Source organism: Psychrobacter sp. I-STPA6b (genome assembly GCF_020662265.1).
GTDB lineage: Bacteria > Pseudomonadota > Gammaproteobacteria > Pseudomonadales > Moraxellaceae > Psychrobacter.
The window spans coordinates 17,273-41,709 of record NZ_VEWM01000022.1 but is presented as its reverse complement, the minus strand read 5'-3'; the positions used below and the strand labels follow the sequence as shown (position 1 = coordinate 41,709).

The following is a 24,437-nucleotide window of genomic DNA, read 5'->3' as shown; positions in this document are numbered from 1 at the left end:
TATGACGCAAACACAAGCAACTCACAGCCCACTTCCTGCCACCAATGACTTACGTCAGCGTTTTTTTGTGCAGAACTCACCTGTTCGTGGTGATGTCGTACGCCTAGAGCGCAGTTATGGCAGTATCATTGCACAAAAAGACTATCCCGAAGCCATCAAACGCCTACTTGGTGAGATGCTCACTGCATCAAGCCTACTTATCGGCACACTCAAAATCAACGGCAGGCTCTCAATACAGCTCCAGTCCTCTGACCCTGACAGCCTACTTAACTGGGCAATGGCAGAATGTGACAATACAGGTATTATCCGTGCGCTTGCCAGTTGGAAACATGAAACCGATGCACAAGCGGACGCATGGCAACAAAAAACCACGGCTAATGAAGCCTTTGCTGAGCTTGGTGCAGTGGGGCAAGGGGTATTATTTATCAACATCCAGCCTGAAAAAGGGGAAGCCTATCAAGGCATCGTTGAGCGTGGTCATGACAATCTGGCAGACTGTCTGGCACACTATCAATACCAATCAGCACAAATCCCGACCCTAATTTCTCTTACCTGTGATGGCTTGCAAGCAGGGGGCATATTGGTACAGATGCTACCGCAAACTGCCGAAGAAAAAAGAGATGCCGAGCTGAATGAAGGCATCAGCGAAGACGATGATTTATGGTCACGCCTGACCATGCTCACACGCACGGTCAAAGACAGCGAGCTAACCCAAGAGACTGCCAACGAAATACTCTATCGCCTCTATCATGAGGAAGACGTCGTTGTTCCTGAGGCAGTGGCATTACAATTTGGCTGTACCTGCTCAGAAGAAAAGTGCCAAACTGCCATTATCCAGATTGGTCAAGCCGAAGCCTTAGATATCTGCGTAGAGCAAGGCGGAATTGAAATGGATTGCGGATTTTGTGGGGCGTTATATCACTTTAATCAGACACAAATAAATGCTTTATTTGCTGATGACTAGGGTCTATTGAGCCTTACCTTTTACTGGCTTAATAAAATAAAGGTAGGATAAAAGTGGGTGGGAAAAAAGTAGGATGCAAATAGGATAAAAGTAGGATAAAAGTGCAACAAAGCCTAAATAAGCTGTATAAACATGACAACAACAACCACACTTTTTTCACTCTATTTTTATCCCATTCACTCCAATCAGTCCAATCAGCCCAATCACTGCATTTACCGCATTCACTACATTCACTTTTGTGGCTAAGTGAGGCTAACTACTAAGCATTTATTTAATCCCAACCCATTCTTCTACGAAACTCTTCTATTTCTCTTGTATCTTGCCTGTATTGCTCAGCATTCTGCCTGTGTTGCTCAGCATTCTGCCTGTGTTGGTCTATTGTGTCATAGACACTGATATCTCCGAGCATTTCTCTATTATATCTTCCCCGTATGTCACTGGTATTGTCGCCATTTGTTAGCATCTGTGCATCTATCGTTGCCCTTTGTTCAGCCGTCAGTAGACTTGGTATAAAAAATTGTCCATCTTTTACCATATCTTCCCACATAAAATCTCTGAGTGCCAAAGTGCAGTATCTTAAGATTTTCTGCTCACTAAGGTCTGGATATTTTTGTTTTAAGGCGGTGCCATACACCGTCTTAAACGCTATCGTCCCTTGTGGCTTATCTGTTAACAAAAACGCAAACAATGAGCGTGCATCATCCTCAATCGGGTCATTGGTCGCTGGTAGGGCATCAAGCTGTTGGCGTAACTGTGCTATTTGTTGTATCTCTGCGGGGGTGAGATTGCTTGTGATAGTTGTAGTGGTAGACGTTGGATTGGCAGTATTAGTATTGTTGGTATTGGCATTAGCACTGTTAGTATTAGCATTGGCACTGCTAAACGCTAACGGCATGGCAACTGCCAGCATACATAGCCCTGCTTTTATCACGGCTGGTCTGCGTGGTTGGCTGTTTATCATGTTTAGCATGTTTAGCATGTTTAGCATGTTTAGCATGTTTAGCATGTTTAGCATGTTTAGCATGTTTAGCATCGGCTGTTTTATCGTATACTTTTTCATAATGTGGTTACTCATATTGGTCATAAGCATTGTTATAGACAATCAAGCTCTGTACTTTTTATTGCTTATGGACTTTTGATTAAATTTAGGGGCTATGGTCATTTTAAGCAACAGACATAACAAATAATTTGATAAATTGCTGAATAGACGCTTTAGGGCCTGCTGAACTTTCACCACGTCAGGTTAATATCTGAAAGGGATGTAGCTATTTTGTACTTTCATGTAAAAATTGGCTAAATTTGCCTTATTCTGCGTTAATGAACTTGTTAATATCTCGATATTACCTGCATTCATTGCCTTGACTAAGTCACTTCTTGCTAAAATCAGTATCTCAATTTTTCCTATGAAGGTGAATGTTCAACAGACCCTAATAAAAAACTTAAAAGACATTAAAATATTTTATAACACGTTTTGTTAGTTGATAACAGGATAGAATAGGTAAAATAACAAACCATCAGCAAACGCATAAGAACAATGTATAAAAACAGTATAAAAACATGGTTAGTTTATTATCCAAACTTTTTTAATCGGTGATTGAGCATGTTAAATCAAGTGAGTAATTATTTTGAGCTGGATTTGGGGGCATGGCAATTAACCGATGTCAGTCAGCAGTCGTTTCGGGTTGCCCCAAAGCGTAAAAACTGGTCGGGCTATGGTGATTATCACTTTTTAAACAACGGCTTATTGCTTGGGCGGGGGGATATTTATAACGGTACTGGCGTGGTTGAAGAGAGTATGCCGTTTCGCTGTTTTTTTGGGATTCATATTCTAATTGATGCCAATTATGATTTAACTGCCAGTAATCTAAAACAGACAATATCAGCACGTCCAAAACAGATTTGGGGACGTTATGGAAATTTTGGTGAGATTTGTACCACTTGGCAAGAAAACAGCCGTCAGCAAGTGGTCAGCCTAGATTTCCCCGAAGAATTATTGCTACGTTGGCAAGAGGACTTTGCCCTACCCGATTGGCTCAATCTACCCAAGCATGGTATGAGGGGTGATGATGGCGGTCTGATGTTGTTGTCTGATTTGCCCATCAAGCCTGCACTGATATTACAAGCTTTACGAATTATCAATCAGCCAAGCGATACGTTGACAGATGTGCTGACCTTAGAGAGTTTAGCGTTGTCATTATGTGGTCGATTGTTATCACCATCATCTGATGGTGCATCTTCAAGTCAGACGCAAACCACGACTAAAAAATCGCTACTGATTAAAAATAAAGTCGATGATGTAATCGATATTATCCATGAGCAGTATCATTTACCGTTGACCATTTCGGGGTTGGCTCGGCAAGTGGGGATTAATGAATGTTACCTAAAACAGGGCTTTAAGGCACGCACAGGGCAGACAATAGCGACTTATATCCGCCAGTTACGCTTGCAACAGGCGTTGCGATTATTGCTTGATGAGGGTATGAGTGTTCAGCAAACGGCGTATTATGTGGGCTATCGCGATGTGGGGCATTTTAGTCAGATTTTTAAAAAAGCGTTTGGTTATTTGCCAAGTGAGTTGTGAGGGGTGGGTTTATAGGGCGTATTTGTCATCGTGTGACATGTCAGTTTTATAGTATTAATCACGATACAGGGCTATGCTATCTATAGTGCCATATATCTTAATCTTCGTTAATTGCATGATAAAAAAGCTGTTCCACACTCAGAACAAAACTCAATAAAATAGGGTAAATCAATATGAAAGATATTAAGCCCATGTGGCATGAACCTCCTATCAGTCACAAGGATATAAAGAAGTTTATTGATAGTTTTAAATATCGTTTACCAGAAAGTTTTATTAGTGTCGTAAGCAAGTATGACTTACTTACTCCAGTTAACAATATTTTTGATTTTACTAATGTTTATAATCAACCTGATGAGAGAGATGTAAACTTTTTAAGTCTAAAAGAAGAAGAGTTAGAAAATATTTACGAATCTCAGTATGTTTCTAATCCTTTGCATTATGGAACTCCGCATCTAGTTGCATTTGGTATATGTGCAAACGGTGATAATATCTGCTTTGATTATAGAGATAATCCAACAGGTAATAACCCCAAGGTTGTTCTTGTTTACCATGATGATTATCAGGAAAAAGATGATGGAACCAGTTATGCAACGATTAATCATGTAGCAGACTCTTTTGAAGAATTTATGGATATGTTACATGAATAGTCAATTATTTAAGAGATGAAACCAAAGGATTTGTTAGTCTGAGGAATATACTGGACAAATGATTCGTCCAGTAAAGGACGAGAAGTCGCTTACCCTTTATTTTAATAAAGTATCATACATCACAATATAGATAGCAGTATCACAGAGTCAGGTAATAGACAGAACCAGATCATGAATTAACTAGCAATGAAAAAAAGAACTGTAAAATAATGCTACAACTTATAGAGTTAGCAAAAGATATTTGTACTGCTGGGAGAACATATCGAGGTAAGAATACCACAACACAAATAGTAAACGATACTAAAAATATTTATAAAGCAAAAATATATAGTTTAGACAGTCATAGGGCAAACCCAACTAATGATGGTTATAATAAAAAAGGTGTAAATAAATTTATTGATGATAATATTAAAAAATAAGGAGATTGAGGTTGAATGAAAAATCCAACAGGTGAGGTCGAAGTTTTTTTAAAGTGTGTAGGTAAGTCAGAAGGTGATTCTAGTATTTTAGATGCGATGGTTTTACCCGGAACTAACTTTATAATTGATTCAATGTGTATTGACGGATTAGAGTACGATACATATATGTTTTTAGACAATGGGATTGAATTTAGTTTTGAAGATAAAATTCTTAAGGCTATATTTATATATGCAGTTAAAGTAAAAAAATATAGCCAGTATTATTTTATTAATAGACTATTTGATAATGTTATCAACATTCATGATAAAGACTCAATAATAAAATCAATTGGCAATCCAGATATAATGATAAATAACTATATAAAATATTACATAGACAAAAATAAATATATTCATTTTGAGTTTGAAGGCTCTAAAAGGCTAAAAATGATTACTATAGGTATAGTTACATAATAAGCATAAACTAGAAACTCCCCCTTATCCCCTATATATTAAGGTCATTAGTATGGACAATTCATGATGATTTCATGGATTATGAAGGTAGTAGTAGTCACAATCCAGTCTTTTCTCTGCTTCTTTTGAAACTGGTATTACTATAATCCTGCTTTTCATCATCTACTTCCCATTTATTTTTATTAGCACGTATAAAATATGCTAATCATGCTACCCCACTATATTGTAGCAACTTTTCCCATTTCCCCCATCATTTTTCCCAATTGCCCATGATGGTTTTATTGAGAATAAATATCATTTACCTGTAGAATGGTTATTTAGAATAATAACTGTAGGTGATGATATGAGCCAGTCCACAACAACAAAATCTTCCCAACCACCATCAAATAATTCATCAAAAGATCCTTCAAAACCATCTGCAAAATCCCCTTCACATTGGCAAATCATTGAGCCAGTGAAGTCAGGAATTTATGTGGCGATGGCATTTGCGGTGCTTGGGGTGGCGTGTTCGTTGGGGGCAATGCTGGCGTTGGCGTTTTTGTTTCGCTCGTCCTTTGCTGGTTCTGGTGCTGATTTTGGGATTGGTTCGGCGGACGCTGTGGTGCAGTGGCATTGGTTTTGGTGGGCAGTTGGCTTTGTAGTGCTGGGGTTTTTGTTTCGGGGCTTGGCGTTTAGGCGGTCGCATTTATCAGCGTTTCGGTTAGAGGTGGTGCTACGTGAGCAGTTAAGTGAGCATTTGGCTCGCTTGCCGTTGGGGACATTAAGTATGCAGGGAACGTCTGCGTTGTCTAAGGTGTTGCAAGATGATGTGAAGGATTTGCACGCTTTTGTGGCGGATAGTACGCCGTTATATGCTCGGGCGTATGCGTCGCCATTGTTGGCGTTTGCGTTGATGTTATGGATAGATTGGCGGTTGGCTTTGGTGGCGTTGGCGGTGCTGGTGGTGGGTATGGTTGGGCTGTCGCTGGTGATGAGCCAGTCGGTCGATATTCAAAAAGAATATAATTCGGCTCGTGAGCAGGTGGTGCAGGCGGTGGTTGAGTTTGTGCAGGCGATGCCTGTGGTACGTACGTTTGATGGCGGGCAAGCCTCGTTTGGGCGTTATGAGCAGGCGTTAAGCCATTATTTGCAGATTTTGATGACGTGGTGGAAACGCTCGGGGACGGCATCTCGGTTGTCGATGATTGTGTTGCACCCGTTGCCAACGTTGGTGGCGATATTATGGGCTGGGCTGTATTGGTGGTGGCATGGGCAGTTGGCGTTTGATACGTGGCTGGCGATTTTGCTATTGGGCACGGGTATGGCTGAGGCGATTATGCCGTATATGGCGTTGTATCATTTGATTGAGCAAGCGAAGGTAGGGATTGCTCGGATTGTTGAGGTGCAAAATTTGGCAGAGTTACCAATTTGTCGCAATCCCCAAACGCCACAAGATGGGTCGGTGGTGTTTGAGCAGGTGAGTTTTTGTTATGAAAATCGGCAAAAAAATGCGTTAAATGAGGTCAGTTTTAGGGTGCCTAGTGGCAGTTTTACGGCTTTGGTGGGTGGCTCTGGGGCAGGTAAAAGTACGGTGGCTCGTTTAATCCCACGTTTTTGGGACGTGGATAGTGGTGCGGTAAAGGTGGGCGGGGTTGATGTGCGTGAGATTGCCCCTGAGGTGCTGATGCAACAGGTGGCGTTTGTATTTCAGGATAATTTTTTGTTTTCGGGCAGTATTTTGGACAATATCCGTTTGGGTTTGCCCGATAAGTCGCTTGATGAGGTGATACAGGCTTCAAAGTTGGCTCAAGCTGATGAGTTTATTCAGGCGTTGCCACAAGGTTATGACACGCTGGTCGGTGAGCGTGGGGCGAGTTTATCTGGTGGGCAACGGCAACGTATCACCATTGCAAGGGCGATTTTGCAAGACCGTCCGATATTGGTGCTTGATGAGGCAACGGCATTTGCTGATGCGGAAAATGAGGCACTACTCATGCAAGCATTGCACAATTTAATGCAGGGCAAAACGGTGTTGATGATTGCTCACCGTTTAGCAAGTGTGCAGGACGCTGACCAAATTTTGGTGTTTGATAAGGGCAATTTGGTTGAGGCAGGCACGCCACAGCAACTTTTGGCTCAAGATGGGGCGTATGCGGATTTATGGCAGGCGTACCAACAAGCCCAACATTGGCAGATTGGTGAGCCTTGTTAAACTGCTGATTTAATTGGGGTTTGAACGCTATTTTTGCCATATTTCCTCTTTTTTGCCCTCCCCCAGCCCCTCCCTTAGGGAGTGGAGAAAGTTCCCTCCACATTCGGGGGAAGGTTCAGGGAGGGGGCAAGATACTTTTGATAACTTGATGAACTCAATATAAGGACAATCATCATGTCTTATTCTCAAAATCTAAAAAATAACCATACGCAAGCCAATACAACAACGCCCAAAACTTTACCGCCCTCACAAACAAACATTGGTCAGTTATGGCATATCATCATGCAATCGGCTGGCGAGCAAGCTCCGATATTAAAACGCTGTATTGCCATTAGTGTTTTAACGGCGGTGTTGCGAGGTATGGCGTTTACTTGTTTTATTCCGCTATTTTTGGCAGTGGCAAGTCGTGATGGTGGGCAGTTACTATTGTGGGCAGGAGTGATGACGGCATTGATTGTGCTATCGAGTATCAGTGATTGGTTTAGCCGAGATTATGATTATAAAGGTCATGCTGCCCTTGCCAGCGATAAAATGCGGCGTGAATTGGGGCAACATTTACGCCGTATCCCATTGCAAAAGTTGTATGCCAAACGCTCAGGCGAGCTGACTGCCACCATTGCAGGCAATGTTGATGATGTCATTCAATATACAATGACGCTGGCACTTATGTTGATTGCGGCGGTGGTGACACCGATTGTGGTGGGGTTATTGGCGATTGCATACGACTGGCGGTTGGGCGTGGCAATTTTGTTGTTATTTCCCAGTATTTTGCCGATTTATTTTTATGTGTTGCCTCGTCTTAACGCCAATAAACAAAGGCTGTTGGGGGTGTTAAGTGAGCTAAGTGCCGAGACGGTGGAATATTTGCAAGGCTTACCTGTATTAAAAGCCACTGGTAGCTTGCAAGACAAAGCCTCACGCTATATGCAAACGGTCAAACATATTGAGCAAGAGCAAATCACTGCGATGAAAGATGAAACCTTACCCAATCTGGCATTAACCTCTGCGGTAGAATTAGGGGTGATGTTGATTGTGGCATTGGGGCTTTGGTTGGTCAGTCAAGGCGATATACAACTTATGTTGATGGCAGGGCTTTTGGTGGCGGTGGTTCGTTTTGCCGAGCCGTTATCAACCTTTATTAGTATGATGAGTGTCTTTGAGATGGTGCGGTCAGGTTATGCCCGTTTGCAAGCGTTACTTGCCATTGAGCCATTACCCCAACGTCAGCCAATACAAACGCCTGATAACTTTAATGTGCATTTTGAGCAGGTAAGTTTTGCGTATGAAAATAGCGATAATCCTGTTCAACCCATTCACCCCATTCAAGTTGGTCAAGCTAGTCAAGCTAACCAAAACACCCCTGTTTTAAATCAACTTAGCCTAGATATTCCTGCCAATGCCATGACGGCGTTGGTCGGTGCATCAGGTTGTGGTAAGACCACCCTTATTCGTTTGCTAATGCGATATGCCGACCCTCAGCAAGGCAGTGTTAGCATTGGTGGGGTTGATATTCGTAATATTGAGCCTGAACAGCTAAATCATCTGATGGCGGTGGTGTTTCAAGATGTGTATCTGTTTGATGATACCATCATTGCTAATATTCGTATGGGCAGGCAAGACGCCAGTGATGAGGAAGTGATAATGGCTGCCAAATCCGCCCAATGTCATGACTTTATTGAGCAGTTGCCTGATGGCTATCAAACCCGAGTCGGTGATATTGGTAATAATCTATCAGGGGGAGAAAAACAACGTCTATCCATTGCCCGAGCATTGCTAAAAGATGCCCCGATTATCATTTTGGACGAACCCACCGCCGCCTTAGATACCCATAGCGAACGAGCAGTGCAAAAAGCGATTGACGTGCTGGTACAAAATAAAACGGTGATTGTTGTTGCCCATCGTCTATCAACCATTGTTGGGGCAAAAAATATCGTGGTGCTGGATAATGGCACGGTGGCAGAGCAAGGCACTCACCAACAGCTATTGGCAAAACAAGGGATTTATGCGAAATTGTGGGGATTGCAGGGACAGTGATGGGATTGTAAAAATAGGTTGGAGTTGGTAGATTAGCAGTTATTATTGAGCAATATATTTATAGAAAGCTAATACTAAAAGTAAAGTAAATAACCATTTAGCCCATATACATATCATAAGAATGGCACAGGCTAAATGATAAATATAAGATTGATAATTAACTATAAGGTAAAAAATAGAATTTAACCAGTGTTTATTTATTTTTTAGTTGCTGATTTAATCAGCATTTGAGTTCCAAACCAACCCCAATATATTCGATGATGCTGTATTTTATCATTTTCAATATCCATTAGTTCCAAAATATCAATTTGATTTCCTGTTGGTGTTTCTCTTGGGTACTCCCAAACTAAAGTATTTCCATTTACTAAATAATTGTCAGTTCTGTACCACTTTACTAATTCATTTGGTCGTCTTTTTGTTCCTTCGATTAAAAATTCGAGTATTTCATCTCGCCCATTTAGGATACCATTATTTTTTTTCATAATTATTGGCACTAATGGGCTTTCAAAAATAGCATTATGGGCATATAACTCGATTAAATTTTCTGTTTGTCGTGTCTTTGCGAACTCATGCCACTCTTTATAAATTTTTTCAGCTATGTTTTTCATTTTTTAATGTTCTCTTGGTTTGTAGATAACAAAAAGTAGTCTTATATCAATAATATAACAGTTTTCTATTAAAGTATGACCAAATTGATTTAATACATCTTGATTTTGATTGTATAATCCTAAAACAAAACAGGTGTCTAATATAGTCACTCCTTAACTATACCTGCTCTACGCCACACTTGCCTGCCATTGATACTCACCCAGTACTAGCTTTAGCTTATCCCCTGCCTTTAGCATACCTACGCCTGCTGGCGTACCTGTCATCACTACATCACCCGCTTGTAGTCCAAACGCATGGCTAATATCAACCAACAGCTCATACACAGGAAACAGCATCAGGGCTGTATCACCATCTTGAGTTAAGGTGTCATTGATATATAGCTGATACTGCACATCGGTAAAGTCGCCAAAGCTCTCAGGACTGACCCACTCACCTAATACACATGAGCCAACAAAGCATTTTGCCCGCTCCCACGGATGTGCTTTATCTTTAAGCTTGGTTTGTAAGTCACGTAGAGTCAAATCCAGTCCCACTGTGACTGCACTGATGGCGTCTTTAACCTCATTAATACTGGCATTATTTAGATTTTTACCAATTTGTATACACAGCTCTGTTTCATAATGCACATCGTATTTATGGTTACGTGGGATATCATCAAAACTAGAAGCAATCGACGCTTGACTAAATGCACACACACTAGAAGCAGGTTTGATAAACAATAATGGCTGAGTAGGCACTTCATTGCCAAGCTCAGCTGCATGTGCTACATAGTTACGCCCCACGCACACTACTTTACCGATATCTATCGCCAAATCTGTCATTATTTTATCTGCCCTATCTATACTGTGAAGCCATATCATCAATAGCCAATCAGACGATTTATATTATGGAATGGTACTGGTTGCTACATCTGGTGGTACATAGCTGGTATGACGATTCATACGCTTTTCTAAGAAACGGAAAGTCAGCAAAATCACCCATGACAACACCAGATAAATAATACCTGCTGCAAAATATATTTCTATCGGAGTGTAAGTTTTTGAGCTGATGTATTTTGCTTGTCCAGTCACATCCATTAGTGCAATGGTCATCGCCAAAGCACTACCTTTAAGCATAAAAATCACTTCGTTACTATAAGCAGGTAGCATGATACCAAACGCACGTGGCAACATAATACGGGTCAGCTTTTGACGATAAGACATACCAATAGCATCAGCCGCTTCTAGCTCACCTTTTGGAATAGATTGAATCGCACCACGGATAATCTCAGCAATATAAGCACTGGTGTTTAGAGTAAAGGCAATGATGGCACACCAAAACGGCTGTTTGAGTACAGGCTCCCATAAAAAGGATTCTTTAATAAAATCAAACTGCCCCAACCCAAAATAGATTAAGAAGATCTGTACCAGCAGGGGCGTACCACGAAAAAAGAAAATATAGGCAAAAGGCAATGCACGTACAAGTGGGTTGGACGAGATACGCAGCAATGCCAGTATCAAACCCAGCCCTAATCCTAAGATACCTGATATTAATACCAACTGTACCGTTAGCGGAACACCGCTTAGCAATGTTGGGAAATAATCAAAAATAACTTGCCAGCTCCAATCCATAACAACGCCTCCTAAACTTTACTCGTGGGTGGGTTCACACCCTTGTTCATTTGGTTTTTGAGACGTTTACTATAACGCTCGGCAGGATTGGCTCGCCATTCTAACCACATCATCACCCCTGTAACAATCACTGTTAAACCCAAATAAAGAACGGCGGCTGCCATATAAAAAGTAAAAGGCTCTTGAGTTGCCTGCCTACCACGTGTTGCCTGATACATAATGTCATGTAAACCAATAACAGATACTAGTGCTGTATCTTTGAGTAGTACCAAAAATAGATTACCTAACCCTGGTAGTGCCAAACGCCACACTTGTGGAATGATGATACGAAAATAGATTTGCATCGGACGCATACCGACGGCTTGTGCTGCTTCCCACTGACCATCAGGTATCTCTTGAATTGCCATGCGAAATACTTCGGTCGCATAAGCACCAAAAGCCAGAGATAAAGCGGCTACCCCTGCAATAAATGGGTTAATATCAATGTACTCGTTATAGCCAAAACGTGACATGACACTCATCAGAATGATAGAGCCACCATAATATAAAAATAGTACTAAAAGCAGCTCAGGGATACCACGCATTGTCGAAGTATATATCGTTGCTAACTTACGAAAAATCCATACCTTCGATAACTTAGCCGTTGCACCAAGTAGTCCAAAAATTAGACCGATGACTAAGCTAGCTAAAGCCAGCTCAATGGTCACAACCGTACCTTTGAGCAAGAGATGACCAAAACCTTGTAAATCAAACACGGGGAAGACCTATCTTGAGTGAAAAAGTATCAATGCAAAAGGAATTTGCACAGCATATATAAAGATCAATGCAGTATGGTTTATCTGATATGTTCAAAGAAAAATTGCACATACTGGCTTTAAATACTGGCATTGTCATTGATATATAGAGCAGAGCAGCGATTTTAGCATAATTGTTAAGTTTGTTACTAATCTAGAGCTGAACACAACAGGTGATATTTGCAACAAATAGCTACATTGACTGTATTAACCTAGCCCTATCCCCTACTCTAAAAATAATTTTAATCTATTTTTTATCAATAAATAAAAAAGACGTGCAGCATTTGCTAGACACGTCTTTAGTTGATGACTTAAGCAATACAAATATCAATGTTAATAGCAGAGTCTATTAAACATTAGCACCAATTATAAATGCAGTTTAGTTCGCCGTATCTGTCGCCGTATTACTGTCTGCATTATCTAGATTAAAATAAGACTGACCAATTTGATCATACTGACCATTGGCTTTTATCTCTGCCAATGCAGCATTAAACTGACCAACTAATGGATCACCTTTGCGTAACGCAATCCCCATCGTATCGTCACCAGTATTAATCTCATTACCTTTTACTTCAAAGTCTAGACCCGGCTCTGTTTTTAACCAATCCAAACCAATCACTTTATCAGACAGCAAACCACGAATACGTCCAGAAGTTAAATCTAGATAGGCACTATCTTGACTATCATACAGCTTAACATCTGCTTTTGGATAAGTATCTTCTAAATATTGCGAAGAGATAGTAGAGCGCTGCGCACCCACTGGTACACCATCCGTGTCTGCCAAATCTTCAATTTTTAAATCATCACCTTTTTTGGTAATAAATATCAAACTATTTTCGAAGTAAGGGTCCGTAAAATCAACCACTTCTTGACGCTCAGGGGTAATTGACATGCCAGCGATAATGGCATCAAACTTTTTCGCTTTTAGCCCCGGAATCAGACCATCCCAGTCTTGAGAGATAATCTCACACTTGGCTTTCATTTGCTCACAAAGTGCATTGGCAAGGTCAATCTCATAACCAATAAGCTTGCCATCAGCGTCTGTATAGCTAAATGGTTTATAGCTAGATTCTGTCGCAATGGTAATCTCTTGTCCTTCAGTAGCAGTTGCTTCAGGGGAAGCTTGTGCATCTGTTGCTTCCGTATTTTGGCTACTATTACAGCCTGCAAACAGCAGTGCTGATAAAGTAATAGGAAGTAAAGCAAGTTTGTATGACATGATAATATCCTTAATACAGGTCAGCCAGAGCAAATCAAAACATCAATATATTTGCTATTTGTCTCTGACTGATAAAAAATTGTTGCATTCTTTCTTGATAACAATATGCTGGTACAACTAAGCTCATAAGATAAGCTCATTAACCTTATTGACCAAAGTTAGCTTGTTCAAGTTTTGCTAACTCACCATTTTCACGGATAGCAGTTAATGCCTGATCAAACTCTGCTTTTAATCCATCACCTTTACGTACAGCGATGGCAATATTGTCATTATTGTCAATTTCATCACCAATAATGGCAAAATCAGGATTATTTTTAAGCCAATCTTTTGCAGATACTTTCTCTGCCAATACAGCATCATTACGACCAGAAGCCAAATCTAAATAAGCATTATCATAACTATCATACAAGTTAACATGGTTGCCATTTTGACCTTCGTAGTTTTCTTGTAGATAAGTACCGGGTGTGGTTGAACGCTGTCCACCTAAGTTTTTATCACTAACATTAGCAGGATCAAAACCACTATCACCTTTGGCTAGCCACACCATCGTATTAGCAAAATAAGGCTCTGTAAAATCTACCTTTTCTAAGCGCTCAGGTGTGATAGACATACCTGCAACCACAGCATCATATTTTTTAGCTAATAGTCCAGGAATGATACCATCCCAATCTTGAGCCACAATCTCACACTTAGCCTGCATCTGATCACACAAAGCCTGTGCAACTTCAACATCAAAACCACTCAAACTACCATCAGGATTGGTATAGTTAAATGGAGGGTATGCACCTTCTGTTGCAATACGAAGTGTTTTTTTCGCACTTGCTGCATCATCGGCTGTTGCTGATGCTGACTGTTCCTCTGTCGCCGAGTTACATGCACTCATACTCAATGCACCAGCCATCAATAATGATGACCACAATACCTTAGACTTCAACATAGAATAGAATCCTTATCCAAATAAAAAACCACTGTCAATAAACCCCAGTGTCGGTGTCATGACTAAAAATAATACCTGAGCGCTGTTGCAAAAACAAACGATTTAATAAATTAAGTTCACTAAACTGTCATAAAACAATGATAAATCACCCACTCAACACACCATTGCCTTCTTTATCCATCTTCTTCAGCAATAAATACAAAATAGTACAGTTGTATAGAAACGGTTATACAAGCAGTGAGGACAACACCATCGCTGTTGAATCATTCTTTAACTGTAGCTACCGTTATATCCCAGCTTATAGAGTCTACACTTGATACTAGAACACAAAAATGAACAACCATAAAAAATGCCACGAAGACTTTCATGGCATGATAAATCATAACAATTGTACTAATATCTAACTATAAAAAACGATAGGTAGTCTTTAATACTTATGAGCCACTACTGATGTGACGACATAAAGTCGCGTACCCGTTGTGACGTTGGGTTATCAAATACTTGCTCAGGAGTGCCTATTTCCTCAATCCGCCCTTGATGTAAAAACACCACTTGGCTGGAGACTTCTCGAGCAAAGCGCATCTCATGGGTAACAATAAGCATGGTACGCCCTTCTTCGGCAAGCTCTCGCATTACTGCCAATACTTCATTGACCAGCTCAGGGTCAAGTGCAGAGGTCGGCTCATCAAATAAAAGCACTTGCGGACGCATCGCTAAAGCACGGGCAATGGCAACACGCTGACGTTGACCACCTGACAAGTTAGCAGGATACGCATCTTTTTTATCAAGTAGCCCGACTTTATCCAATAGTTTTTCAGCATCACTAATGGCTTGGTCTTTACTGATTTTTAAAACTTGTGTTGGTCCTTCAATGATATTTTTTAAAATAGTCATGTGTGGCCATAGGTTAAAGTTTTGGAATACAAAACCGACCTTAGCACGCAACTGCTCAAGTTGGCGCTTATTAGCAGCCCTTAACTCTCCTGACTTATCAGCAACTAGTTGTAAAGACTCATTACCTACCGTAATTGCCCCTTGTGTTGGATGCTCTAGCAAATTGATACAACGCAACAAAGTAGATTTTCCAGAGCCGGAAGACCCCAAAATTGAAATTACGTCACCATCATATGCTGTCAATGAAACCCCTTTTAGCACTTCAAGTGAGCCGTAGCTTTTATGAATGTTTTGTAAGTCAAGAGCAACAGGACGTTTGGCTAAAGTATGTGAGGTATCAAGCATGGGGTAGACGGATTCCATTGGCTAAAAAAGAAGGTAAAAACACTGTATTGTCTCATAAAATAGGACTATTTGAAATATGGAATATATTTATGGCAACGATAGTCTCTCATTTTAGTATCACTGAATTTACCCATCATACAGTGTATATATACTAAAAAAGCCAGCAATATGCTGACTTTTCTGATGTAACTAATTCTAGGCAACGAATTAAGTACCTGATATATGCTACTGTATAGTCATTATATAACAAACATAAAACAGGGTACTAATCAAGGATTAGTGTTGAACACCACCTGCACCGTGGATATGACCATGGCTTAGCTCGTCTTCAGTAGCTGCACGTACTTCGACAATCTCAACATCAAAAGTCAAGGTTTTACCAGCTAGTGGATGGTTTGCATCAACGATGACAACATCATCTTGAACATCTTTAACTGTCACTAACATCACCTGACCGCCTGCTTGTGATTGAAACTGCATACCCGGCTGAATATCTTCAACACCTTGGAAGTTTTCACGAGGTACTTCTTGTACTGCTTGCTCTTGATACTCACCATAAGCTTGTGCAGGCTCTACAACAGCTTTTAGCTTTTCACCAGCAGACTTACCTTCAAGCTGTGCTTCAAGACCTGGAATAATGTTGTTATGACCATGCAAATACGCTAATGGCTCACCTTGTGACTGGTCAAGAACGTTACCGTCCTCATCAGTTAATGTATAATTAAATAATACCGCAGTATCTTTTGTAATAGTCGTCATAAAAAATCCTAGTTTAGAGAAAAAGTTCAGATAAAATTAAGAATGTGCTGATATACAGCTACAGCATACTAAACTTGCATAATAAAAAAAACCGTCGAATCCATCTAATTTCATTGAATCCATGTCATTATTTTTATGGCAGGTAAGCATGAATAAGATAGGGTATCTTCAGATACCTAATATCATATATATCATACAGCAATCTATCCTAATTACTGCTATTAATTGTGATGATTATGATGAGTTTCAAGAAAAAACACTAAAAAATTAGCAATAAATCTACTAGAATTGATAAAAGACACACTTTTAGTTTCTAAAATTACCAGTATCCATACAAACTTAAGATAATGAGCTATGACACAACAAACCTCCCATAATCCCCAAGCAACAGCCAACCAAACTCCCCACTACCAAATCAGCTTTGAGCGATTTACTCAGCATTTGGTTGATGTCACCCTCACCTTTATTGCGGATACTGACAGTCCAGTATTGTGGCTACCCTCATGGATTCCCGGTAGCTATCTGATGCGTGAGTTCTCTCGTCATATCACTGCGGTGCATTATCATAACTTTAATACTGATTCTGACAAAACCGAAATATCCACCCACCTTGCCCCCAAAATCAGCAAAAATGAATGGCTACTCACCAACGTACAAGCAGGTGATAGTGTCAGTGTGCATTATGAAGTGTACAGCTATGATTTGTCGGTGCGTACCGCTTATGTTGACCAGTTTCGCCTGTTTGGTAACTTTACCTCATTGGCACTTGCCATTGAAGGGCAAGAACAACAAGCGGTTAATGTCACTTTAAGCGTACCCAAGAGCTTTTATCAATTTAATATTAATCAGTCTGATGATAGCCAAGACAGTGATATTAATAAAAATGATATCAAATTTGCTTGTGGCTTACCTTATACCCACCTGCAAAGCTCTGATTCTAGTAACAATGACCAACAGCACTATCATCTACAAGCGGATAGCTATGAGCATTTGATTGATTATCCTTTTGAAATCGCCAAACAAGATGAGTTTCACTTTATCATCAATGACAATCAGCAAAGCACCTTACCGCACCGCTTTTTTATCTCAGGCACACACCATGCCGACTTAGGGCGACTGCAAACCGATGTCACCAAAATTTGCCAAAGCTATCTTAACTGGCTTGGTGACGCACCATTTAGTGATTATACCTTTTTGACTTATGCCAGTGGCAATGACTACGGCGGGCTTGAGCATATCAACTCCACTAGCCTGATTACCCCCCGAGATGATTTGCCCAAAACCAATGAGCCAAGCGAGCCATCCGAGAACTACCAACGCTTTTTGGGCTTATGTAGTCACGAATATTTTCATGCGTGGTGGGTAAAAACCGTGCGCCCTGATGTGATGATGGAAGTGGATTTACGGGCTGAGGCTTACACGCCTTTGCTATGGGTATTTGAAGGCTTTACCTCATATATTGATGATTTTATGCTACAAGCCTCAGGTGTTATCAGCCCTGATAGTTATCTAAAACTGCTGGCAGGGCAAATCAACCGCTATCAACAAACGCATGGACGTACCCAACAAAGTGTGGCGGACTCAAGTTTTGACGCATGGATAAAACTCTACCGTAGCGATGAAAATACAGGCAATGCAGGTATTAGCTACTATAACAAAGGGGCATTGGTTGCCTTATGTCTGGACTTGACCTTACTTGAGCTAAGCGAGGGTAAATATCGCTTATTTGATGTGGTCAAAGCCTTTTATACGCAAGCCAAACAGCAAGATAACCGCCGTATTGGTATGACAGATAGCAATCTTGCGGAGGTGATTCATCAATTTATTGACCCTGCCGACTGGCGTTATTTTGTTGAGCATTATATTAATGGTGTCAGTGAACTGCCCTTACAGCGATTATTGCAAAATAATGGTGTGAGTCTAAATCATGACAAAACAGATGATGAAACAAATCAACTGCCGTGGGGCATTCGAGTTGAAGAAACGGCAATGGGGTTAAAAGTTGCCCGAGTCTTACGTGACAGTGTTGCAAGTCAAGCAGGGCTATCAGCAAATGATGTCATCATTGCCATTGATGGGCTAAAAGCCAATAAAAAACAACTACAACGGGTTGCCGAGCGTCAACAAGCTAACTTGGAAACTGGCAATGAAGATGGCAATATCACTTGCCATGCCTTTCGCCGAGATGAGCTTTTAACCTTAAATGTGCCTGCCAAAACTGAGTCAGGACAAACCGCCAATCCTAGCTTAGATAAGGTGACTTTGAGCTTACAAAAAGATGGTTGGCAGACGTGGCTTAACTATATTAGGTAAAAGCGATTAGGTAAAAGTAAAAAAATAGCTAAGCGTAAAAAGGCAATGATACATGATTTGTATCATTGCCTTTTATTTTTAAGATGATTATTGATGCTTTTTAGCTTCTTCTAATGCCCGTTCAATATAGTCTTGTTTGATATAGGGTACAAAGCCCATTCGATTACCTTGCTTAAAGTTTTCAAGATACTCGGCTAGTTGTGTGGTCTGTCCTGCTATAGCTAATGATGCTAAGTGATAAACAGGGTAAGTTCCTTTGGAATCGGTTGGCAACTCACGGTATTTCTGTAACCCCGCTTCTATATCCTGCTGTTGTGCCCATGTTTCGATTTTTTGTAGATAGTCTTCGACAATTTGTCTTGTCGGTACTTTGACGTCAATACCTTGTTCTATCCCTCCATCAAAAATACTATTAATTATACAAGAATGTACGATTCTTCTTGACTTTTTATTGTGGCGTATATATTCAGCTATTTTACTAAATTCTTTGGTACTCACACCTGGTATCATAATAATCTTATATTTATCTATCAATTTTTTAATATTAGGTATGAGTTGTATTTGTCGGTCAGATAATTGCTTATAAGCACAGTCATCAATGCCTTTGCGTATCGTCCAACCGTTATCTATTAGAATGTTGTATAGCTCTGCTTTAGTCATTGTTTAATCCTCATCATTACCTATCTTTCAGTTCGAGCAAAGGTAAGGTCATAAACTGCTCCATACCATATTCAAAATCATGGTCTAGTTTGTCTTCATCAATTACTTCATCAAGAGTCATAACTTTCTCTTTTAGCATCTGATAGCAGGTTCTAACGCCCTCAGCAATATATGTACGTAACTGTGTATCGGTTTTGTTTTGCCAACGCTCTTCAGGTATGGCAAAGTCAATGGTATAAACATTTCGACTATCCGATTTTTGTAGAAACTCCGCCCCTTCAGAGCCAAAATCTCTATGTTTGCCACTGACTCGCAATACTATCGATAAAAACAGTAAGGTCTTAAAATAATCACTACTATCTTGCTTTTGATAGAATATTCTATTGAGAAGAACATGGTAATGAGCTATTGCTTTGCCAGCTTGGGAACTACCACATTGAGCACCAAATTGAATCATATACATTGGCTTATCTCACTCCATTATTCATCAATTATTGATGTTATTTTGTATATAGGGTGATATATAGCATTCATAAGGCAGGTTAACAAATACATGACCACCACATTAAGCAGTTAACTTGGTGAGTTATTAGCAATATTAAACAAAAACACCTTTGATGTAAAATATATAAAAAACATAAGCAAATACACTCAAAAGAGAAGCAGTGATGAAATAGAAAAAATAATCCAACTTTGAACTTACTTTATAGAAAAAAATTATTCCTAAAAATAAAAAAGCTATTGATGAAAGTATTCCATATAAACACACACTCATTAAAATAATAAGAAACACAATTAATTTGGTAATTTTCTTATGAAGAAAGATATTTTGGTAAATAAATGGAATACACAATAAAACCAACCAAGCATACTCTATTGCATAAAAATACGTACATCGCCTCATTGGACAGCAACTGTTAATTAGCATTACTGATATACAGCATAATAAAATATAATAAACAATTAGTGAAAAAACACTTTGCATATATAGAGACTTTTGCTTTTAAAAAATCTACTATACTAGACCTCTTGCAAAAATCATAGAGAGATTTCAAAATTAATAAAATCAGCAAATAGCTTCATTCTGAGGTCATAATGCTGACAGCGATTCCGATACCTATTAGCAACAATCTTGAACAGCTTAATTAAACCAATTTTATGTTCAACCGTAATACGAAACTTAGCAAAATATTGATTAGCGTGCTTACATAAGTCTAATAACTGACCATCACAAGGTTTTTTAAAAGATGTAAAAGCATGTTTTCCTATCTGATAGAAGTAGGCTTGTTATTTTAAATCCCTACGCTACTTTTGTAAGAGGTATATCGCTATACAATCCCAACCTTTTAAATCAATATCATAGTTTTTTCCATCAATTATTGAGTTGATTTCATCTTCTACAAAATTCCTTGCGGTTCTCATTTCATGACCAATATCACCACTGTACTCTGCACTCATCCATAATTTCATATTATCTACCTTCTAGCTTGGGTAAAGGTATATTCATAAACTGCTCCATGCCATACTCAAATAGGATAAATTATTATCCTTAGAGCATCATTAGAGACTGCATAATATATCAAACTTCAGCTTTAAGGTTGTGCGATTGCTAACCCGCCCTAGCTGTACTGTTTAACGCCATTGAGTAAGTACTAGATTTCTTATTTCATTTGGGTATTTTTGAATTTTCTAATATCTCCATTTTATATGCTATTAGTAAGTCACGAAAAACTCATCAATACAATTTAGGCTGTTATCTAAATACAGCTTGTATGATGCAATGATATTTTTTTGGCTTAAAAAACTTACTGATAAAATATGGACTGGCATCTCATAATATTCTGTATTGATATGATATTGTATCTGCCAATCACTTTTATCTAATTGAGACACCTCACAGGGTAAATCTAAGTCCTGATAACTATGATTTCTCAGCATGCCAGTTAGATTTTTTTCTGCAATTTTTAGAAGCTGTTTATTTTTTAAAATCATATAAAACCCAAAAAAGGCTAGTAGACACTAGCCCTCTGTAAATAAATAGCTTTTCTTTATATAACCTGAATTTAGAATAAGCACCCCAGAACACATAAAAAGCTCCAAAATGACAGGCTGAGAATCCCGAATAATTAGCAGGTCAAAATATGAATAAAATATGGATAACCTAACTGAATTATATTACTACATAAACAACTACTATCAGCCAACCTAAACAAACTTTAAAAAATGAATATAAATGGATGCAAACGGTTAAAATGATACAAAATAAGTACCTCAGAAATCATAACCATATTGGTATTATTTCATCAACTAAGATATCGGATTATAATTTTCAATCTAAAAAATTTGAAAACCTAAAAATCAAGATTTAAAGAGTTTGGCCATGGAATATCAGTCTTTCCATAAAGCCAACCTCTATCAGTGTAATAAACCATGGCTTTTTTATGAGGTGTATAAATATGAAAACTCTCTTCATTATGGTTCAATGATAAAAATTCTATTAAAACTTCATTATCAAGGTGTAGTACTAAATCAAGATTTCTTTCAAAAGTAACTTTCTTTAATCTACCGAAATCAATCTTTTGTAGCATAGAGTCCATACTCTTATCCTGAAAGCTACTTCCTCCTCCAAGTAAAACCTTGTCATTTTTTACTATTCTCCAAAATCTACTATAAGTTCCAAAACTCCATTCTCCAACAAACGAATCTAATCTATTATTTTTTCCATGATAGATTTTATTACCATATTCGACTATTAAAGTTTGTCCATCTGCTATACGTTTTCTGCAACATTTTTGCCCATAACTTTTTTGAATTAGTGGAAGTAACTGTTTAAATGTATACATAGTTATCTTTTAAATACCTAAAGCTCTTTTAACTACTTAGGAGAAGGACAAAACTAGTCATTGTAATTAGTAATAGCGTAACCCACTAAACCTTTAACACTTTTAGGTTACGCTATTATCCTATATTGGGCTTATTTCACTATAATAGAAACTTATCCTAACCCCGCACTTCCCCATGTCCATAAACAATCCATTTTTGAGAGGTTAAGCCCTCCAAACCGACAGGTCCTCGGGCATGGATTTTGTCAGTAGAAATGCCAATTTCTGCCCCCAATCCATACTCAAAGCCATCAGCAAAACGACTTGAGGCATTAATCATCACGCTTGAAGAGTCCACTTCTCGCAAAAAGCATTGCGATTTTGTGTAGTTATTGGTGATGATAACGTCGGTATGGTGACTGCCGTGGGTGTTGATATGCTCTATCGCCTCATCAAGTCCTGATACCACTTTGACTGCCAAAATTGGGGCAAGATATTCAGTATCCCAGTCCTCATCGGTGGCATCGCTTAGATGGTCAGTTAAGGCAGATTCATTTGCCAAGATAGCTTTGGCTTGGGTGTCAACACGCAGTTGCATGGCGTTGTCTGCTTCGACAATGGCAGTGGCGATTTTGGGTAATAGGCTGTCGGCAATGGCAGTATCGACCAATAAGGTTTCCATGGTGTTGCAAGTGCCATAGCGTTGGGTTTTGGCATTAACGCTAACCTTGATGGCAATCTCAGGGTCGGCATCAGCGTCAATATAAGTGTGGCAGTTACCATCCAAATGCTTAATCACTGGCACACGAGCATCACGGCTAATGCGTTCGATTAGTCCTTTACCGCCTCGTGGCACAATAACGTCCACATAGTCAGTCATGGTGATAAGCTCACCCACCGCCGCACGGTCAGTGGTAGATAATACTTGTACGCCATGCTCAGGTAGTCCTGCTTTTTGTAATCCTTGCATGATACAACGGGCGATGGCTTGATTGGATTCGAACGCCTCTGAACCACCTCGCAAAATGATGGCATTACCTGATTTTAATGCCAGTGATGCCGCCTCTAAGGTAACGTTAGGACGAGATTCGTAAATCATACCGACCACACCCAAAGGCACACGCATTTTGCCCAGTTGGATACCTGATGGGCGGAAAGTCATGTCAGTCACTTCACCGATGGGGTCAGGCAGGTTTGCCACGTCTTTTAGCCCTTGTAGCATACCGTCAAATCGGCTGTCGGTCAGCTCTAGGCGGTCTAATAAGGCAGACTCTAGGTTATTTTTACGTCCATTGTCCATGTCGATTTGGTTTGCCGCTAAGATATCGTCTTTGGCAGACAGCAGTTCATCATAAATGGCAAGCAAGGCATTGTTTTTATCGCCTGTATTGACAGCAGCGAGTTGGCGTGAGGCAGCTTTGGCTTGTTTGCCAACCTGTTGCATATAGGCTTGAATGTCGTTAGGGGTGTTGGCTTGACTCATATAAAACTCCTATTTTAAAAATATGTTAAAAAACTTTATATAAAAATGCTTGTTATAAAAGTTGGCTATTCACCATTGATATTAATATTACAAAACTGTCATAAATTGATTGGGGTTAGTTTGCCAATTAGTCTATGAGTTTATCAGCCTATAGTCAAACGCCCATAAATTAGTTATAGTAAATAAAGATATGAGGATTGTGAAAAGTTCTAATCCTATTATCTGTTAGCCATGACTTTAATAAAGCATCTAACATTAAAATTTATTACGATTTTATTATATAAGGACTTTAATATGAAAACAGTTATAAAAACAGCCGTACAAAATAAAACCACTTTAGCCGTTTCTATCCTTAGTGCAAGTTTGGCACTGACTGCTTTAGCGGGGTGCTCTAATAGCAAACCATTACCCAAGCCCACGCAAGGTAATATTGCGGTCGCTCATGCTAACGACCAAGCCATGGTGGGAGCAATCCAAGCTCAAGAAGCACAAAGAAGTAGAGCGGCGGTGGCTCATGCCAACGACCAAGCGATGATTGGAGCAATTAAAGCTCGTGAAGAACAAAAATTGCGTCAACAGCAACAGCCCACCCAAGGCGATATTAACTATGCTAAAGAAAATGACCAAACCATGATTGGGGCTATTGAAGACCAAGAAATCAATGGTGAATAACCTTTTATAACTTTATAAGATAAGCTATATC

24 protein-coding genes and 1 pseudogene are annotated in these 24,437 nt (G+C 39.5%); 10 read left to right on the top strand and 15 right to left on the bottom strand.

The features are described 5' to 3' along the window. The first annotated feature begins 1 nt into the window (after position 1). On the top strand, positions 2-964 hold the full coding sequence (locus FHK88_RS03245) for an Hsp33 family molecular chaperone HslO (protein WP_227429355.1): 963 nt from the start codon (positions 2-4) through the stop codon (positions 962-964). A 271-nt stretch (positions 965-1,235) separates the two neighbouring features. Here the strand turns inward: FHK88_RS03245 and FHK88_RS03240 are convergent, their stop codons facing one another. Then, a complete protein-coding gene (locus FHK88_RS03240; protein ID WP_227429354.1) occupies positions 1,236-2,024 on the bottom strand; it encodes a hypothetical protein in 789 nt (262 codons plus the stop codon). 540 nt (positions 2,025-2,564) lie between these two features. Between FHK88_RS03240 and FHK88_RS03235 the strand changes: the two genes are divergently transcribed. The 6 genes from FHK88_RS03235 (at position 2,565) to FHK88_RS03210 (ending at position 9,289) form a co-directional block, all read left to right on the top strand. Then, complete coding sequence (locus FHK88_RS03235) at positions 2,565-3,545, top strand: helix-turn-helix transcriptional regulator (RefSeq protein WP_227429353.1); 981 nt, start codon at positions 2,565-2,567, stop codon at positions 3,543-3,545. Between the two features lie 173 nt (positions 3,546-3,718). Beyond that, positions 3,719-4,192, top strand: a complete 474-nt coding sequence (locus FHK88_RS03230; protein WP_227429352.1) for an SMI1/KNR4 family protein — start codon at positions 3,719-3,721, stop codon at positions 4,190-4,192. Positions 4,193-4,401: 209 nt separating this feature from the next. Continuing rightward, complete coding sequence (locus FHK88_RS03225; protein WP_227429351.1) at positions 4,402-4,611, top strand: hypothetical protein; 210 nt, start codon at positions 4,402-4,404, stop codon at positions 4,609-4,611. A 15-nt stretch (positions 4,612-4,626) separates the two neighbouring features. Further along, the gene (locus tag FHK88_RS03220; protein WP_227429350.1) at positions 4,627-5,064 is read left to right on the top strand and encodes a hypothetical protein; all 438 of its coding nucleotides are present in this window, start codon (positions 4,627-4,629) and stop codon (positions 5,062-5,064) included. A 343-nt stretch (positions 5,065-5,407) separates the two neighbouring features. Next, positions 5,408-7,255: an ABC transporter ATP-binding protein gene (locus tag FHK88_RS03215; RefSeq protein ID WP_264480588.1), complete on the top strand. Its 1,848-nt coding sequence runs from the start codon at positions 5,408-5,410 to the stop codon at positions 7,253-7,255. 174 nt (positions 7,256-7,429) lie between these two features. After that, positions 7,430-9,289 carry an ABC transporter ATP-binding protein gene (locus tag FHK88_RS03210; RefSeq protein WP_227429349.1) on the top strand — a complete coding sequence of 620 codons (1,860 nt, stop codon included), beginning with the start codon at positions 7,430-7,432 and terminating at the stop codon, positions 9,287-9,289. A 197-nt stretch (positions 9,290-9,486) separates the two neighbouring features. Here FHK88_RS03210 and FHK88_RS03205 read toward each other — a convergent pair whose 3' ends face one another. The 8 genes from FHK88_RS03205 to FHK88_RS03170 all read right to left on the bottom strand — a co-directional run bounded on the left by FHK88_RS03205 (position 9,487) and on the right by FHK88_RS03170 (position 16,456). Next, positions 9,487-9,897, bottom strand: a complete 411-nt coding sequence (locus FHK88_RS03205) for a nuclear transport factor 2 family protein (protein WP_227429348.1) — start codon at positions 9,895-9,897, stop codon at positions 9,487-9,489. Positions 9,898-10,065: 168 nt separating this feature from the next. Then, positions 10,066-10,719 carry a fumarylacetoacetate hydrolase family protein gene (locus tag FHK88_RS03200; protein WP_227429347.1) on the bottom strand — a complete coding sequence of 218 codons (654 nt, stop codon included), beginning with the start codon at positions 10,717-10,719 and terminating at the stop codon, positions 10,066-10,068. Between the two features lie 63 nt (positions 10,720-10,782). After that, positions 10,783-11,508, bottom strand: coding sequence for an ABC transporter permease (locus tag FHK88_RS03195; protein WP_227429346.1), 726 nt, complete (start codon positions 11,506-11,508; stop codon positions 10,783-10,785). Between the two features lie 11 nt (positions 11,509-11,519). Continuing rightward, complete coding sequence (locus FHK88_RS03190; RefSeq protein ID WP_227429345.1) at positions 11,520-12,263, bottom strand: ABC transporter permease; 744 nt, start codon at positions 12,261-12,263, stop codon at positions 11,520-11,522. A 418-nt stretch (positions 12,264-12,681) separates the two neighbouring features. Then, on the bottom strand, positions 12,682-13,521 hold the full coding sequence (locus tag FHK88_RS03185) for a transporter substrate-binding domain-containing protein (protein ID WP_227429344.1): 840 nt from the start codon (positions 13,519-13,521) through the stop codon (positions 12,682-12,684). 145 nt (positions 13,522-13,666) lie between these two features. Then, a complete protein-coding gene (locus FHK88_RS03180; protein ID WP_227429343.1) occupies positions 13,667-14,458 on the bottom strand; it encodes a transporter substrate-binding domain-containing protein in 792 nt (263 codons plus the stop codon). A gap of 444 nt (positions 14,459-14,902) precedes the next feature. After that, the gene (locus FHK88_RS03175) at positions 14,903-15,697 is read right to left on the bottom strand and encodes an ABC transporter ATP-binding protein (RefSeq protein WP_227429342.1); all 795 of its coding nucleotides are present in this window, start codon (positions 15,695-15,697) and stop codon (positions 14,903-14,905) included. Between the two features lie 276 nt (positions 15,698-15,973). Beyond that, entirely contained in the window at positions 15,974-16,456 is a 483-nt protein-coding gene (locus FHK88_RS03170; RefSeq protein WP_227429341.1) for an FKBP-type peptidyl-prolyl cis-trans isomerase, read from the bottom strand. Between the two features lie 354 nt (positions 16,457-16,810). Between FHK88_RS03170 and FHK88_RS03165 the strand changes: the two genes are divergently transcribed. Next, positions 16,811-18,769 carry a M61 family metallopeptidase gene (locus FHK88_RS03165; protein ID WP_227429340.1) on the top strand — a complete coding sequence of 653 codons (1,959 nt, stop codon included), beginning with the start codon at positions 16,811-16,813 and terminating at the stop codon, positions 18,767-18,769. An 87-nt stretch (positions 18,770-18,856) separates the two neighbouring features. Here the strand turns inward: FHK88_RS03165 and FHK88_RS03160 are convergent, their stop codons facing one another. From FHK88_RS03160 to FHK88_RS03145, 4 genes are all read right to left on the bottom strand, one after another. Then, a complete protein-coding gene (locus FHK88_RS03160; RefSeq protein ID WP_227429339.1) occupies positions 18,857-19,429 on the bottom strand; it encodes a DUF6990 domain-containing protein in 573 nt (190 codons plus the stop codon). Positions 19,430-19,445: 16 nt separating this feature from the next. Continuing rightward, positions 19,446-19,886 carry a hypothetical protein gene (locus FHK88_RS03155; protein ID WP_227429338.1) on the bottom strand — a complete coding sequence of 147 codons (441 nt, stop codon included), beginning with the start codon at positions 19,884-19,886 and terminating at the stop codon, positions 19,446-19,448. An 848-nt stretch (positions 19,887-20,734) separates the two neighbouring features. Further along, positions 20,735-20,899 (bottom strand): hypothetical protein, encoded by a 165-nt coding sequence (locus FHK88_RS03150; protein WP_227429337.1) that lies wholly within the window; start codon positions 20,897-20,899, stop codon positions 20,735-20,737. A 243-nt stretch (positions 20,900-21,142) separates the two neighbouring features. Continuing rightward, entirely contained in the window at positions 21,143-21,421 is a 279-nt protein-coding gene (locus FHK88_RS03145) for a hypothetical protein (RefSeq protein ID WP_227429336.1), read from the bottom strand. A 160-nt stretch (positions 21,422-21,581) separates the two neighbouring features. Here FHK88_RS03145 and FHK88_RS03140 point away from each other — a divergent pair. Beyond that, positions 21,582-21,748: pseudogene (locus tag FHK88_RS03140) on the top strand (IS982 family transposase); the annotation flags it as partial. Positions 21,749-21,780: 32 nt separating this feature from the next. On the opposite strand, the gene FHK88_RS03135 reads toward FHK88_RS03140, so the two are convergent. Together FHK88_RS03135 and FHK88_RS03130 are read right to left on the bottom strand one after the other, a co-directional pair. Next, positions 21,781-22,272 (bottom strand): hypothetical protein, encoded by a 492-nt coding sequence (locus tag FHK88_RS03135; protein ID WP_227429335.1) that lies wholly within the window; start codon positions 22,270-22,272, stop codon positions 21,781-21,783. A gap of 157 nt (positions 22,273-22,429) precedes the next feature. Beyond that, positions 22,430-23,734: a glutamate-5-semialdehyde dehydrogenase gene (locus FHK88_RS03130; RefSeq protein WP_227429334.1), complete on the bottom strand. Its 1,305-nt coding sequence runs from the start codon at positions 23,732-23,734 to the stop codon at positions 22,430-22,432. 294 nt (positions 23,735-24,028) lie between these two features. Here FHK88_RS03130 and FHK88_RS03125 point away from each other — a divergent pair, with 294 nt between their 5' ends. Next, on the top strand, positions 24,029-24,406 hold the full coding sequence (locus tag FHK88_RS03125) for a hypothetical protein (RefSeq protein WP_227429333.1): 378 nt from the start codon (positions 24,029-24,031) through the stop codon (positions 24,404-24,406). Positions 24,407-24,437: the final 31 nt, after the last annotated feature.